Source organism: Dissulfuribacter thermophilus, assembly GCF_001687335.1.
Lineage (GTDB): Bacteria > Desulfobacterota > Dissulfuribacteria > Dissulfuribacterales > Dissulfuribacteraceae > Dissulfuribacter > Dissulfuribacter thermophilus.
The window spans coordinates 29,868-44,809 of the sequence record NZ_MAGO01000005.1; the positions used below are offsets into that span (position 1 = coordinate 29,868).

The 14,942-nt window shown below is 43.0% G+C and carries 14 protein-coding genes and 2 tRNA genes; 8 read left to right on the forward strand and 8 right to left on the reverse strand.

Translation table 11 applies throughout. From position 1 onward, the window contains the following. Positions 1 to 37: 37 nt before the first annotated feature. The 4 genes from DBT_RS05165 to xseA form a co-directional block, all read right to left on the reverse strand. Positions 38 to 113: transfer RNA gene (locus DBT_RS05165), tRNA-Ala, on the reverse strand. Between the two features lie 60 nt (positions 114 to 173). Next, on the reverse strand, positions 174 to 569 hold the full coding sequence (locus DBT_RS05170) for a flagellar protein FlaG (RefSeq protein ID WP_067617311.1): 396 nt from the start codon (positions 567 to 569) through the stop codon (positions 174 to 176). Between the two features lie 62 nt (positions 570 to 631). Beyond that, a complete protein-coding gene (locus DBT_RS05175; RefSeq protein ID WP_083186647.1) occupies positions 632 to 1,525 on the reverse strand; it encodes a M23 family metallopeptidase in 894 nt (297 codons plus the stop codon). Continuing rightward, complete coding sequence (gene xseA / locus DBT_RS05180) at positions 1,498 to 2,829, reverse strand: exodeoxyribonuclease VII large subunit (RefSeq protein WP_083186648.1); 1,332 nt, start codon at positions 2,827 to 2,829, stop codon at positions 1,498 to 1,500. Before xseA ends, DBT_RS05175 begins: the two co-directional genes overlap by 28 nt. Positions 2,830 to 3,188: 359 nt before the next feature. Between xseA and DBT_RS05185 the strand changes: the two genes are divergently transcribed. From DBT_RS05185 to DBT_RS05220, 8 genes are all read left to right on the forward strand, one after another. Beyond that, positions 3,189 to 3,452 (forward strand): DUF1844 domain-containing protein, encoded by a 264-nt coding sequence (locus DBT_RS05185; RefSeq protein WP_067617317.1) that lies wholly within the window; start codon positions 3,189 to 3,191, stop codon positions 3,450 to 3,452. Beyond that, positions 3,452 to 4,312 (forward strand): 4-(cytidine 5'-diphospho)-2-C-methyl-D-erythritol kinase, encoded by an 861-nt coding sequence (gene ispE / locus DBT_RS05190; protein WP_067617320.1) that lies wholly within the window; start codon positions 3,452 to 3,454, stop codon positions 4,310 to 4,312. The genes DBT_RS05185 and ispE overlap by 1 nt, the downstream gene beginning before the upstream one ends. Before the next feature lie 27 nt (positions 4,313 to 4,339). Beyond that, positions 4,340 to 4,414, forward strand: a tRNA-Gln gene (locus DBT_RS05195). A gap of 33 nt (positions 4,415 to 4,447) precedes the next feature. Next, complete coding sequence (locus tag DBT_RS05200; RefSeq protein WP_067617323.1) at positions 4,448 to 5,392, forward strand: ribose-phosphate pyrophosphokinase; 945 nt, start codon at positions 4,448 to 4,450, stop codon at positions 5,390 to 5,392. Positions 5,393 to 5,421: 29 nt separating this feature from the next. Next, positions 5,422 to 6,036, forward strand: coding sequence for a 50S ribosomal protein L25 (locus DBT_RS05205; protein ID WP_067617326.1), 615 nt, complete (start codon positions 5,422 to 5,424; stop codon positions 6,034 to 6,036). 16 nt (positions 6,037 to 6,052) lie between these two features. Further along, positions 6,053 to 6,622 (forward strand): aminoacyl-tRNA hydrolase, encoded by a 570-nt coding sequence (gene pth / locus DBT_RS05210; protein WP_244155321.1) that lies wholly within the window; start codon positions 6,053 to 6,055, stop codon positions 6,620 to 6,622. Continuing rightward, positions 6,619 to 7,956, forward strand: coding sequence for a M23 family metallopeptidase (locus tag DBT_RS05215; protein WP_067617332.1), 1,338 nt, complete (start codon positions 6,619 to 6,621; stop codon positions 7,954 to 7,956). Before pth ends, DBT_RS05215 begins: the two co-directional genes overlap by 4 nt. A gap of 275 nt (positions 7,957 to 8,231) precedes the next feature. After that, complete coding sequence (locus tag DBT_RS05220; protein ID WP_067617335.1) at positions 8,232 to 8,849, forward strand: hypothetical protein; 618 nt, start codon at positions 8,232 to 8,234, stop codon at positions 8,847 to 8,849. A 4-nt stretch (positions 8,850 to 8,853) separates the two neighbouring features. Here DBT_RS05220 and DBT_RS05225 read toward each other — a convergent pair whose 3' ends face one another. The 4 genes from DBT_RS05225 to DBT_RS05240 form a co-directional block, all read right to left on the reverse strand. Next, positions 8,854 to 9,042, reverse strand: a complete 189-nt coding sequence (locus DBT_RS05225; RefSeq protein WP_067617338.1) for a hypothetical protein — start codon at positions 9,040 to 9,042, stop codon at positions 8,854 to 8,856. Between the two features lie 99 nt (positions 9,043 to 9,141). Beyond that, positions 9,142 to 13,047 carry a ChaN family lipoprotein gene (locus tag DBT_RS05230; RefSeq protein ID WP_067617341.1) on the reverse strand — a complete coding sequence of 1,302 codons (3,906 nt, stop codon included), beginning with the start codon at positions 13,045 to 13,047 and terminating at the stop codon, positions 9,142 to 9,144. Positions 13,048 to 13,133: 86 nt separating this feature from the next. After that, positions 13,134 to 14,237, reverse strand: coding sequence for a nucleoside recognition protein (locus DBT_RS05235; RefSeq protein ID WP_141674219.1), 1,104 nt, complete (start codon positions 14,235 to 14,237; stop codon positions 13,134 to 13,136). A gap of 211 nt (positions 14,238 to 14,448) precedes the next feature. Next, positions 14,449 to 14,892: an Hsp20/alpha crystallin family protein gene (locus DBT_RS05240; RefSeq protein WP_067617344.1), complete on the reverse strand. Its 444-nt coding sequence runs from the start codon at positions 14,890 to 14,892 to the stop codon at positions 14,449 to 14,451. Positions 14,893 to 14,942: the final 50 nt, after the last annotated feature.

Sequence of the window (14,942 nt, forward strand, 5' to 3'; positions counted from 1 at the left end):
AAAAGCCGGACACTTGGTCCGGCCTGAATTTACTTTCTGGTGGAGCTGAGCGGGATCGAACCGCTGACCTCGTGAATGCCATTCACGCGCTCTCCCAACTGAGCTACAGCCCCGTATTCGCCCAGACAAATAACACATTGTTTCCATAAGGTCAAGGCAAGTTTTATAAACTTTTACGCCTTCCGATCAATTATCAATCCCTGGTGGGAGTCACCTGAAAGAATTTCGAGGACCTGTTCAGGTGGTATTTCCCGCAAAACACGTCCTGTGTTCTTATCTTTCACAAATACCACAAGCACCCCTGCATCCCTGTTAAACTTCCAGTCTACCTCAACATTGGGGACATCTTTTAGCTCTGCATTTAACATCTCAGTGGCATTCTTTGCATCCTTTTCAGTTAAAGAAAATAGCCCTTTTTGAGTCTCTCTATTGGTCTCTAAGAGGTTCTTCAACTCCCCTTCTTTGGTTTCAACTACAGGCCTTATGGAAGGGGCACTCTTTCTATCTGCCTTCAGTGATGTACCTTGAGTAGGTATAAGGCCAGGTATGTCAATGCCTTTGGGCTCCATTTCTCATCCCCAATTGTCGATACTTTCTCTTACATTAATTATCGACACAATTGGTCTCGGCATTAAAAAATCCTCAATACTGACAAAGGGTCCACCCGCATACCATATAAACTTATACCCCAATGCAGATGCGGCCCCGTCGCCCTTCCAGTCATCCCAGAAAGTCCAATCTTTTCTCCTTTTTGGACTATCTGTCCGGTATGCACAAACGTCTTATCGAGATGGGCGTAAATAGAATAGAGTCCCAGTCCATGATTGATGACAACGGTCTTTCCACTTAAATAACAGTCCCTAACAAGGACTATACGTCCTGAATTCGATGCAAGGACCGGTGTCCCGCGTTGGGCCGAAAGGTCAACTCCAGAATGGGGATTCCTGGGTTTTCTATTAAAATAACGTCTTAGGCCAAAAGGGCTTTTTATTTGGCCTGGAACTGGCTTTATGAAATGACCATCAAAAAATTTGTTGAAACTAACAGATGAAAGCGCGCTTCTAATTGCCCTTTGATCCTCCAAAACCCTCTTTAAAATGGGCTTTGGAAATTCCACCATCTTTTCAGGGACCTTTAAAAATTCCTTAGGATAGTCTTTCTTATAGACCATGATTGGTACAGTCCATATGCCCTTTTCTCCCCCCTTTTCCCACCTCAAGGTAAGGAGCCTTAGCCCTGTTTTTTCATTTAAACCAGCTCCCAGCAGGCACCAATATGACGTCTTATCTTTTACATAAGGGATTTCCTTTCCAAGAAAATTACAGGAAAGGAGTCTTATCTCTGGTGAGGTTGGCCTAATAAAGACCTTCACCATCTCTCCTTGATAAACCTTTTTCGGCAACAGTCTTATTGAAAAGACCTGTTCCCTTGACTCAGCAACTTCGTAAATTGCCAGAAAAATGGCGAAAAATAGGGTCAAACAAACACACAGTCTCCTCAAGAAGAGGTCTCTTCCACGATACATTTGATCCTACCCTTATATGGCCTTATAAAAAGCCTTTGCCCCTGGGTTACATCAGCGCCTTTTTTTACTACCGCGCCATCTTCATCTGTTACTATCGAATATCCCCTCGAAAGCACCTTGAGAGGACTAAGGGCCTCTAAACTGGCTGTAAGGCGTTCAAACCTCTGCCTTTTATCCTCTACAGACAATCCAATAGCCTTTTTCAGAGAGTTTTCAATATCCCTTACTATTCCCTGATAACGATTCAGCACACGTGCAAACGCCCTATCCTTCCGAAAGGTCAATTCGTCGATTAATATCCTTTTTTCATAGATCCTTGCCATCGGGTCCTTTAGCCTCTTTGAGACCCTCATGAGTTGATCTCTATGAACATAGATCTTATTACGAAGTTCCTTTGAAAGGCGTAAACTCAAGTGCGCAAGCCTCTCAGCATACTCATTTAGTTCAGGAAACAGTACCTGTGCAGCGGCCGTTGGAGTTTGTGCGCGTATGTCCGCAACAAAATCAGCTATGGTAAAGTCTACCTCATGCCCAACAGCAGAGATTATGGGAATAGAGCATTTAAATATCCTTCTGGCCAAGAGCTCGCTATTATAGGCCCACAGGTCTTCTCGGGAACCGCCTCCCCTGGTAATCACTATTACATCCCTAGAAGTAGCGATCTGTTCGATGGCATCGATCGCCTCTATTATCTCTTGGTCAGCTCCATCTCCCTGGACTCTCGTAGGGCATAGAATAATTTCGCCAGTCACCAGTCTTTGCCTGGCAGTCTTAATAAAGTCTCTAATGGCGGCACCTGTGGGAGAGGTTACGACAAATATCCTTTCTGGAAACTGGGGAATTGGCTTCTTTACATCAGGATCAAACAGTCCTTCTTTTTGAAGCTTCACCTTCAACTCCTCAAAGGCCCTTTCAAGCATCCCAAGGCCATAGGGGACCACACTGTCTACCAAGATCTGGAGATCACCCCTTGGTGTGTAGATAGTGGGCCTTCCATGGACTATGACCTCTTCTCCATCTTTAGGGGTATATCCCGAACGTAGCCTCTGGCCGTGGAACATCACTGCCCTTAGTTGGGCCTCATCATCTTTTAGAGTAAAATAGCAGTGACCTGAACGTGGAAGGGCCAGATTGGACACCTCCCCCCTTATGCTTACATAAGGGAACTCATCTTCAAGGAATCCTTTGGCCTGACCTAGAAATTCCTTTACAGAAATATGAGAGCCTTTGTGGTCGTCAACCCTTTCACGGATTTCTTTGATGGCCTCTTCTGGAAATAGTTCAAGAAATTGATTATCAGTCATTTTTTTAAAACTTTAAAACTATGGCAATCTGAATACTAAATGATTAGAATTTCCTTCGAATATCGTAAAAATCCTGCAATTTGCCAGTCCACCTTTGAGACATGGCAGTGGGGGGCAAAGACGAACTAACATACTTCACCCCCCAAAAACGCGCCAGATCGGTAAAATTACCAATCCCGAAGGTGCCGAATGCGAGGGGGAATTAATAAATGATAAATTCATCATGTCAATGAATTTATTGACTGCATTAGATGTAAAAATTTTTTCCTGACATTCGGCTTGCAGGATTTAGGTGTCGTTTTTTCGAATATGTATGTTACTTTCACATCTTGTCAATAGAATTTTAAAAGGAGGTAATTATGTCTGAAAAGGCAGTCCTTCCTGAAGTCACATTTACAACCTTTATCATGTCGCTCAACACATCTTGTTTGGTATGTCTTGGAGAACTTCCAGAGCCTAGCTCTGGTGAAACCAAAAAAGACCTGGCCTGCGCCAAGCACACCATTGACACCCTAGAGATGTTGAAGCAAAAAACAAAAGGCAATCTCGAGAAAGAAGAAGAAGATTTACTAAGCCATATTTTGTACGATCTTAAAATGAGATATGTAAAAGCCCTAAAGTAATGAATCAGGTAATAGCTACAAAAGCCCCAGCAAAAATCAATTGTTTCTTAAAAATTATGGGAAGGCTTCCCAACGGCTATCACACAATTTACACCCTTTTTAGGAAGATTAGCCTATGGGATCAATTGACCATTGGGGTAAATTATGCTGGAAGTTCGCCTAAGATAGAAGTCCGTTGCCATGGCTTAAGTGGTATACCCAATGGTAGAGATAACCTTGCTTTTAAGGCTGCTGATCTCTTCATGAAAAAGACAGGGATCATGTTAGATGTCAGAATCGATATTAAAAAGACCATTCCCCCAGGGGCTGGACTAGGTGGCGGCAGCAGCGATGCATCCTGTGTGCTCCGTTCGTTGAATACAATTACAGGAAATCCCCTATCGCAGACAGAACTCCTGAAACTTGCCTCGTCAATCGGAGCAGATTGTCCTTTCTTTTTATTAGAGGCCTCATCAGCAGTGGGACTTGGGATTGGAGATGACCTCTATCCAGTAAAAATTCCTAAACAGTATTTTGTTTTAATTTTTCCAAATTTTTTTGTAAATACCAGATGGGCTTATGCCCATTATGTATTGACAAAAAGTGAAGATGAAATTAGTTTTGTGCCAGAAAAATTAGCTGACTTCATGCACTGGGCAAATGACCTCGAGGGGGTTGTTTTAAAAAAATATCCAGTGCTAAAAACGTACAAAAAACAGTTAATTAATCATGGAGCAAAAATTGCTCTCATGACTGGTAGTGGCTCAACAATTTTTGGCCTTTTTTCAAACCTAGATGCGGCTCAGAGGGCCAAAGAGGCCATATCAAGAGACTTCGAAATTCACGAGCCACTAAATGTGGAGTTAGCAGAGAGCCTTTAAAAATTTATAGTAAGACGAATTAACGGTTGGGGTGTCGTCAAGTGGTAAGACACGGGTCTTTGGAACCCGCATTCGGAGGTTCGAATCCTCCCACCCCAGCCAATTTTTTTATTTTATTCATAGGGGTGAGGTGAAATGCCCATTAACAAGATCAAGATTTTTACTGGAAACGCCAATCCAAAGCTTGCACAAAAGATCTGCGATTATTTGGGCCTCCCCATGGGTAGGGCATCAGTCAAGACCTTCAGTGACGGTGAAGTTTTTGTAGAAATAGGGGAAAATGTTAGAGGAGCAGATGTATTCGTAATTCAGCCAACATGCCCCCCAGTTAACCATAATTTAATGGAACTCCTTATAATGATTGATGCCTTAAGACGGGCTTCATCACGCAGAATCACTGCGGTAATCCCATATTATGGTTATGCCAGACAAGATAGAAAGGCTGCCCCTAGGGTTCCCATCAGTGCAAAGCTCGTAGCAGACATAATTACCACTGCCGGAGCAAGGCGGGTACTTGCAGTTGATTTACATGCGGGCCAGATTCAGGGATTTTTTAGTATACCAGTGGATCATCTCTATGCAGCTCCAGTCCTCCTTGAACACCTAAAAAAATTTAAAGAAGGCGAAATTGTCATGGTCTCGCCGGACGCAGGCGGTGTGGAAAGGACAAGGGCCTTTGCAAAGCGCCTTGGGGCAGGGCTCGCCATTATTGACAAGCGTAGAGAAAGGCCCAACGAAAGCCAGGTCATGCACATTATCGGTGACGTCAAGGACAAAATCGCTATTATTTTAGATGATATGGTTGACACAGCAGGCACTTTGTGCCATGCTGCTCAGGCTTTAAAAGAACATGGGGCACGGGAGGTCCACGGATGCGCCACTCATCCAGTCCTTTCCGGGCCTGCTATACAACGCATTAGGGATTCTGTGTTGGAATCCCTTATAGTAACTGACACTATCCCTCTGACTGAGGAGGCAAAAGGACTGGACAAAATTAAGGTCCTTTCTGTTGCAGACCTTCTGGGAGAGGCTATAAGAAGAATACATAATGATGACTCTGTAAGTTCATTATTCGTTTAAAAACTTTGTGCTAAGAGAGGTCTTTAACAATGTTAAGGTTTGAATTGGATGCGTCGGTGAGAGAAAAAACAGGCAAAGGTGTCGCCAGGAAATTGAGAGCAGATGGCCAAATTCCAAGCATCATTTATGGTCCCGGGATTCAGCCTGTTCCTCTGGCCATCAATGCCCATGAATTTAAAAAATTGCTCATCAAGGCAAAGGGAGAAAGGATTCTCTTTACACTCAACCTCCAAAACAACGGTTCCAGTGAACAACGCCTTGCGCTCATTAAAGAGCTTCAACGTCACCCAGTGAACGACTCCATTAGGCACGTAGACTTCTATGAAGTTGCCATGGACAGAGAACTCCATATTGAGGTCCCTGTAAAGCTAGTTGGCAAGGCACGGGGAGTGGAAGTGGAAAAAGGAGTTCTTGAGATCAAGAGAAGGACCTTGGAAGTGGCATGTCTGCCCACCAATATCCCCGATGAAATTGAAGTTGACGTTACAGATCTTGGTCTTGGAGAGGCAATACACATTGGTGATGTAACGCCACCTGAGGGTGTAAGAATTGTCGATCCTCCAAGACTCACTATTGTCACCATCGTTGGTTCAGGCGTAAGCACAACAGAAGAGGAAGGCGAAGAGGAGGCTGATACTGAATAGGCCCAAAAATCTCATTATCGGACTAGGTAATCCAGGAAGGTGTTATGAGAAAACCCGCCACAATGCGGGTTTTCTTTTGTGTGAACACATAAGGGAATTTTACGGCCTTCCTCCCTTCGAAGATATTGAGCGTTTTAAAGGAGAGTACACCGAGGGGCTGATTAAAGGCAATCCCATCACACTCTTTAGGCCCTTAACATACATGAACAAAAGTGGGGAGGCCGTTGCCCCCCTTGTAAATTATTATAAAATTGATCTTCAAAATGTCTTGGTCTGCTACGACGATCTGGATCTTCCTCTGGGGAAAATAAGATTTGCACGATCTGGTGGCTCAGGAGGACACAGAGGTATCGAATCCATAATAGGACAATTGGGCACCAAAAGTTTTCCTCGCCTCAGAATTGGAATCGGCCGTCCACCTGAAGCTTTAGCAGTCAAAGAATACGTCCTTCAATCTTTTTGGGGTGATCAACTCACAATCATAGAAAAGGTCCTTGATCTTGCCAAGGACGGGGTTGTGTGCTTTCTTGAAAAAGGCATTACAGAGGCCATGAATTCCTATAATGGAAGGATCATAGAGCAATGAAACGTATTTTCTATACAATAGTATTTATTTTGATTCTTTCTGTCCTCGGAGTCATAGGCTATTTTGGCTCTATTGTCCTTGAAGGGGATAGTCCTCAAATCACAATCAACTCCCCAACAAAATACCTCAGCAAAAATAGCCCGATAATCATAACTGCAAAGGATTCAAAAGCAGGCCTAAGGAGTATCTCCATCTCCATTGTCCAAGGAGATAATCAAATCCAACTGGGCCAAAAAGTATTCCCCATTGATAGATGGTGGGAGGGATCCAGCGTAAAAGAGACAACTGTCTCGTGGAACGTGGATCCAAAGGCGCTGAATCTCAAAGAAGGGCCCTCCACTCTAGTCGTAGTTGCCAGAGATGCCAGCTTCAGGAGCGAATTCAAGGGCAATGCAATTACCGTCAAAAAAGAAATTATCATCGACACCACCCCCCCAAGGATCTCTGTCTTGAGTCGTGTCCACAATGTGAGAATTGGCGGTAGTGGGCTTGTTACATTTAAAGTGAATGAGCCGGTGAAAAAGGCCGGTGTCTTGGTTGGAAATCACTTTTTTAAGCCATTTAACAGGGAAAAGGACAACACCTATTCCTGTCTTTTCGCAGTCCCGGCCCTTGCCCCAAAATCCCAGCAAGGCATATTTCTCATTGCAATCGACATGGCCGGTAATGAACAAAAAAGGGGATTTTATTATGACCTTTTACCCTTTAGGCCCGTTAAAGATACCATACGGATATCAGAAAATTTTCTACGCAGAAAAATGCCGGAATTCTCTCAACTCATTGGACAGGATTCAAAAGACCTATTAAGCGTCTTTTTAAAGGTCAATAATGATCTGAGAAAGCAGAACAACGATCGCTTGCTGTCCTTTTGCCAAAAGGTCTCTGGTCCTCCAATGTGGAAAAATGGCTTTAAGGCCCTACCAAATGCGGCAAAGCGGGCCGGATTTGCTGATGAAAGACACTACTATTACAGGGGCAAGGAGATAGATCAGGCAAATCACATGGGAATAGATTTGGCCTCTATAAAAAATGCACCTGTACCTGCAGCCAACTCCGGAACCGTTGTATTTGCCGGAGACCTAGGGATCTATGGAAATACCGTGATAATCGACCACGGTGCAGGACTTTATACATCATATTCTCACCTTGGAGACATGACAGTGAGCCCTGGGGAGGTGGTAGACAAGGGTTATATCATTGGCAAAACCGATACAACTGGCCTTGCAGGGGGAGATCACCTTCATTTTGCCACTATAGTTCAGGGGGTATTTGTAAATCCCCTAGAATGGCTAGACGCAAGGTGGATTAAAGATCATATAGACAAAAACATGTAACCTAAATCCTGCACGGCAAAAGGGGCAAAAATGATTTTTGAACATTATATTAGCCTGTTGCTTGACAAAAGCCAGCGATTTAACCTTCATTGTTTTGGTGAAAACAGAACTCGTTTGTTTTTGCCCCCTTTTGCCGCTCTTCAAGAGTGGCGATTTTACCCAATCGTCTTTGTTGTTCGGGGCTCTAAGTATCTAAGTACGTCTTCGCCCCTCGCTCCTAAAATCTTGGGCAAACTCGCCAATTGCAGGATTTAGGTGTCAACAAAAATCTTATTATGCGTTTCCAAAGCAAAATAATTCATTTTCGACTTTCCAAGGCCTTTAGGATTTTGGTCTGTGCAGTCCTCTGTATCCTGACCCTTTCAGGCTTTAAGGCACCTAGTCCAGAAAAAATCAAACAGGATTTGAAAAAAGAGCTAGAGAAGATAAAAGAGCTCAGTCCAAGGGCGAAAATGAGGAAAGTGTGGCTCACTAACCTCAACCTCGCCAAAGAGGTTAGAAAAAAAGCCCTATATGAGAGTGCCGAAGGGTTTGCCCCTAAATTATTTAAAGAAGGGGAATACTTATTGAATCTATCCTATGAGTATGCAAAGAAAGGCGAATACAGAAAGGCAGAATACCTGGCGAGAAAGGCAAAAGATGCATTTGATAAGGCTCTAGAGGCTGCCAAGGAAAACAGGGCCCAGGAAATCAAAAAAAGGGAAGAAGCCTATAAAAAAATAAAAAAACGGATAGAGGAACTAGAAAAATCCAGAGACAAAAATAGAGTTAAGGAGCTCAGCCTTCAAGCAATACTCCTTAATCAGGCCCTTAAAGCAGAGGACCTCGAGGAGTTCGACAAACTCAAACGCTCTATAGAAAAAAGGCTTAGTGCATTTAAAAAGGCAGACTAAAATCCTAGAAACCTTCTTCCAGGAGCTTTCTTTCCAAAAATTCACATTCTAGTGGAGTGAGGTCAAAACGCCTCTGTGCCTCTTCAACCACTTCACGCCTGGTCTTATTCTTGTCTTCTTTAAAGGTCTCTAATATCCATCGAACTGCCTTCCGAATCCGTTCTCCTTCTGGAAGGACTCCTTCACTAGACATGCCTAATTCCTCCTTTTAGGATTTAGTGTTTTTCGCTGCGCTCAATTCAGCCTACCCATTCTTCCTTCAACTCAAAAGTCAAAACTCAAAACTTCTCCTTTAAGACGGCTTAATATCTACATATTTGAGATAGGGGGCGCGTTTTTTCAATATTGCCTCCATCTCGTCGATCTTTGCTCCAACCGTTCTCGTAACCCGATTTGCAAATGCCGCACAGAACTGTAAAAAGTCTCCAAAATCCTCTATGTCTTCAAAGTCGTCTCGGAGACTCTCTTCCATCTCTCTAACCAATAAATAACCATTTATTTCAACCTCTGCACGAAGCCTGTGCTCATCAGGTGTGAGCACTATCATCCTCACCTCTTTGATGTCCTCTACAAGGGGAAGTTCTTCGAGGTACTGCCTGACCTCCTCTTGGAGTTTTTCAGGGCTGGCCCTTTCAATCAAATAGCTCAAATTCTCTTTAATCAGTATAACGGCAATTATAGCGAGCATTATACCCACGATTATGGAACCATAAGAGTCCCAATATATATTGCCTGTTAATTTGGTAAGAATGATTGCTCCTGTGGCCAAAAAGACACCAAAAACCGCGGCAGTGTCCTCTAAAAGTACGGCTAGGTTAGCAGTATCTGCCTCTTTGCGTTCGAACCAGGCAATTAAAAGTGTAGTACTCTCGAGAATAAACGAGGCCATTAGAACCAGAGCAGTCCATTTATTGATTTCTGGTTGTTTTGGATGAATAAGCCCCTCGATACCGTGGTAGATGGTAACTCCTGCACCTACAAAAAAAATTCCACACGCAGAGATAAGCCCCCATACAAACCTCTCCTGACCTCTCCCCAAAGGGAATTCTTTTGATGGCCCTATGCGACTTCGTCGAATGCCTACCCATAGCAACGCCTGGTTCAAAGTGTCTGCGAGGGAGTGGATGGCCTCTGCAAACATCGAGGCGCTTCCTCCAGTAAAGGCTACAGCAAATTTCATGAAGCACACTACTGTATTTCCCAATATGGCAAACTTTACTGCTTTCATATCAAAAACTACCTCTTTTTTTAGAGAACCATGCCCGTGAAACATCATTTCATTGCCAAAGGGGCCTACTGTTATCGTCTTTTTTATGTCCCTCAAAAACCGTCTTGGACGTTTGATAGTTAGGGTACAAGTGTCCTTGGGGCCCTTAAAAAGGAGTGCTATCTTCAAATCCTCTATGGACCTAATGGGTTCACCATCAAAGCCCAGTAACTGATCTCCTTTCTTTAACCCAGCCTTAAAAGCGGCACTATGAGGCATGACCTTTTTAATAGTGATAGGTTTGCCAGGAGTGACATCTAGGATAACCCCAAGACGGGCGCTAAAGGGTTTGGGAACAAATGGAGGGAATATAAAATAGTCGGCCATAGTAGGATCAGAAATATCTCCTGTAGCCGCAAGGATAGCAGTCTTGACATCGGCCCTGCGTTTAACCCTGCTTGGGATACCATATCCAAATCCAATGTGACCAATGCCAGCGAGGACCACCATCTTTGTCCCAGGATGGGCCTTAAGATATTCTACCACGCTCTTGGCCATTGTTTCATCCCATAGTATCTGGGCCTGATAGAAATATTCGAAGTTTCCTAACTGATTGTCTTCATGGGCATCGAAAATGACCTTAAGGCTCTTTTTATAGGCCTCGTTACTAATATCCAGGCTCTTTGGAATGAGTTTTTTTTCTTCTTCTGACAATGACTCAATCCCACAACGTGCGACCTTTTTAGAGATTTCTTTTTTAAGATTGAGTGCAATTACAGGGATCTTTTTCTCTCTGCAAAATCTTAGAATTGGCCTATAGAGCACGTAATCATATCCCCACCTGGAAAAGTATTCACTTTGCCTCAAAAATTCCTTTTCAGTTATCGTTCCCCTTATGAACTTGTCCAGCACCTCTTGAAAAGGCCTCTGAAACATCTCCATTCCCACTGCTACCTTAAATCCCCGCTCTACAAGCCCACGAATAACCTCGAGCTGCGCAAGGTGATGGGCATACTGATCATGTTCTTCTCCTACAAACACAACATCAGCAGTCTTTATTCTGTCTATGATTGTGGAGAGATCAGAGAGATCGCTTGAGGCTATACCCAGGATCGGGGCCTTCAAATCTGCCTCAATACCTCGATCCCCTCTTGCCTTTTCCTTTTTCACAACCACTCCGTCTTTAACTTCTATGTAGTTATAACGACCATAGTGAGGAATCTTTCTGATGATTGCCTGAAGATCCTGTTTGTTCTCAAACCTCAAAATACCAATCACTTTTTCAGGGTTTAAGGGATTTTGAAAAATCTTGATAAAACTGCCCGATGGAAGGGCTGAAAAATCTGGGTTTAGGCCTAAAATATCTTCTGGCGGTTCTCCAACGAACAGTATTGAAGATTCAGTCAATATCTCCCTACTAACTCCGCCAGGACCAAGTTTATGAAAGCCATCTATATGTAAATTCTCATTTGAATACACATATTTTTTTTCATCTCCCAATAGCCTGGAAATAGTCGTAGGAAATTCAGAAGAGGACAGAGTCCTAAAAAGGTCAAAGCCCGGGTCTATAATAATTTTTGTGGGGATGTCTTCTGAATCAATCTCAATGGTTACATGTCTCCTTGAGGTTGAAGTCCTCACCGTTCTATCTAATACCACGGTTGGAGTCACGATGAGAATTGGAACATCCAACAGATAAGGATGTGCCTGAAACTGCACTATATCAAAACTTACCTTGTAGTTCCCAGTCTTTTCCCTGGTCAGTGTCTGTCTCTCGATCCCGAGGCTGGGTATGTCGTTTCTCGTGATCCACTGATGAAAAAACTGAGAAAGATCCTCTTTTGATACCTCTTCAAAGACCTTCTCAATATCCTTCCACCCAGCCTTTTTAAAAGAATATTCTTTTATAAATTTCTTTAGTCCACGATAAAATATCTGGTCTCCAAGTTTCACTCTAAGCATGTGAAACACCATGGCTCCCTTTCCATAGCCCACTGCCTTGGTGGCCCTGTCTGATCTAAACTTAAAATCTGAGAGGGAAATGGCGTTACCTTGATGAACATAGCTTTGGTAATCTATGAGAGTATCGTGTCTGTAATCCCTATCTTCACCTTTTTTTTCGCTGAAATAGTAGTCAGCTACGTACGTTGTGAGTCCCTCACACCAATTGCCCTCTCTGATGTCAACGTACAGGCTGTTTCCAAACCAAGAGTGAGCAATTTCATGGCCCAATGATTGTTCTACCATAAAGGGGTACTCTAGGAGTTGCTGACCCACTAAGGTCATAGTTGCCATACTGAAACCAGTGGGGAACTCGTTTTCTACAATCGAAAACCTCTTAAATGGAAAGGGACCAAATCTATTCTCAAAATCCCTGATATAATCAATAGTCTTATCTATATAAGAAACAGAAAGACCTTTGTGTTCTTCAAAGAAATAGGTGTTAATTTTTATTCCATCAAAGTCTTTTGAAAAGACAACGTACCTTCCAATGACAAGAGTTACATCTTGTCTTGGATGGGGGAACTTAAAGAAAAAGGTATTTCCCCCGCTTTGATTTTTTACTACCTCCACATCATCGGACTCTGATACCACCTCAAGGCCAGAGGGCACTGTGACCTGAAGTTCATAGAGGGCAAGTGTTGTGGGAGCAGCATACCAGCTACCAATGAGGGCAACATTTTTCCGGATGAAACCAATCTGTTTTTCTATTGTATGCTCATAGCCCTCATTACATTCTTTTTTATTTAAGTGCATGATATGGCCATTAATTTCAACATCAATGCCCTCATTACACCTAATTATCTCTCTACCTTTGAGGATACCTGTGGCCTCATCGTATTCAACAATTATTGAGACTTTAGGTAAAGAATTATTATAAGTGCCTTGATAGTTTTTAGCGGTCACTAATGGAGGATAAAAAAGCATAAGAAAAAATAGAAAATTGAGGAAAGACACACTATGAAAGGGTCTTGTTTTGCCTGGCATCATCTTATTTGTCTCCTTTCCTGTATCAACGCCATGCTACCTAAATCCTGCACGGTACGCCCCCTTTTGCAATAAAATTCGAATTTTTCTTAAAGCCAATATACATAACAAATGGCCACTACTATAACGCTTACCACCCTAAGAGTTTGCCCAGTTACCAGTAGTTTAATGCCCATGGCTGGCCTGTATATGCCAAGATATCTTGGGAGTTGATGGCGAATTGCCCTAAAAGGCGTTGCAATAACATTGCCGAGGACTAAGGCCAAAACCGTCTCTTTCACAGTCAAAATGCCTGAATGAAGCATAGCTCCGGCTGCAGCTGCGCCTGCAGTAAATTCGGCAATTATAGTAAAGGCCACTACTGAAACACTCTCTACTGGAAAACCCTGAAGCTGTATAAAGAACGCACTCTTTTCCTGCAACCAGTCAAACACTCCGACCTCTTGGGCCAGAACCACTCCTAGATAGATTGGAATGGTGAAGACAACGATCCTAGTCAATCTCGTCTTCAGATATCTTTTTATAAGGGTAATTGCCTTTCCAAGGCCGTCTTTTTCTTGTTCCTCTGCCCTGGGAACCGATGCCGGCCCATGGTTTCTCTGGGCCCTATTTCTCACTAAAATAAGTCTCCCGCACAGCGTGATCACGATCGTCCTCAGTAGAGCAGCAGAAAAGGTTATCAAGAGATATATGGCCCCTGCCCTTCCAACCAGTGGCACGATTATGGCGATAGTTGTTGGCAGATGTAAAAAATAGCTCGGCAGACCGGTATTCAAGAGGTTTGCTAGGAACAATTCCCTTTCGGTAATCTTGTTTTCCTCATAGGCATTTAAGAGCATAGTATTGGCTGCGACGCCAGATAGAAATGCCGTTGTAAATGCAATGCCAGCATGATCACTAAAACCACCCATCTTCATTAAAGGACGGACATACCTTGCTATGATTTTACTCCATCCCATTCCTTCAACGAATCCGCTTATACTGAGCGTCAGCGCGATTATCAGAAATAATCTACTGAGTGGCAAAATAATCCTTTTTGCAAGACTATTAGCATCCACACCAAGGTAAAACAGCAGAACTATAAATAGAGAGGTTACGATTAAAGATGTGATGAAATTCCGTTGGGTATTTTTAGGCTTATGCCGCCCTTTTTTCTTTTTCTTATGGAATGTTCCCATGTAAAATGGGATCATAATGTAAAACCTAAATCATGCAATCCCAAAGGAAGGCAACAACTTTTTTTTTTGGGGAAAATACATTCAATAAAAAAACGACTTTCCATTATTTCTTGACATTTGTCATGAAGGATTAAGATAAAATCTTCAAAATTAAAAGGCGGCCTTTTGGCCGCCTTTTAATAGACCTAACCCATAGAGGCCTTATTAAGGCTAATAGGCGTCTAAATTATTCTACCTTGACCTCTATCTGCTTGGGTTTTGCCTCTTCCTTCTTTGGAAGAGTAATCTTCAACACGCCTTTTTCATATTTTGCCTGTATCTTGTCAGAATCAACGCTTACAGGGACCCTTATAGCCCTCTGGAAAGCACCGTAACGGGTCTCAATCCTGTGGAAGTTTTCATCCTTCTCCTCTGCCTTCTGTTTCTTTTCACCCTTTATGGTAAGGACATCACCTGTAAGGTTGATTTCTATATCCTTTACATCCATTCCAGGAATCTCGGCCCGGACGATAATGGCGTCCTTGGTTTCCGAGATATCAATCGCAGGTACCCACACGCCATCTGTGGATACCAACTCCTGACCTCCGAAGAAGTCTTCCCAAAGTTTATCCATTTCACGCCTAAGAGTCCTTAATTCTCCAAATGGCCTCCAGGGAGTGAGTTCAAACATACTTTCACCTCCTTTTTTATTTTTGGTTTATTTTCAAATAGACGCAATTA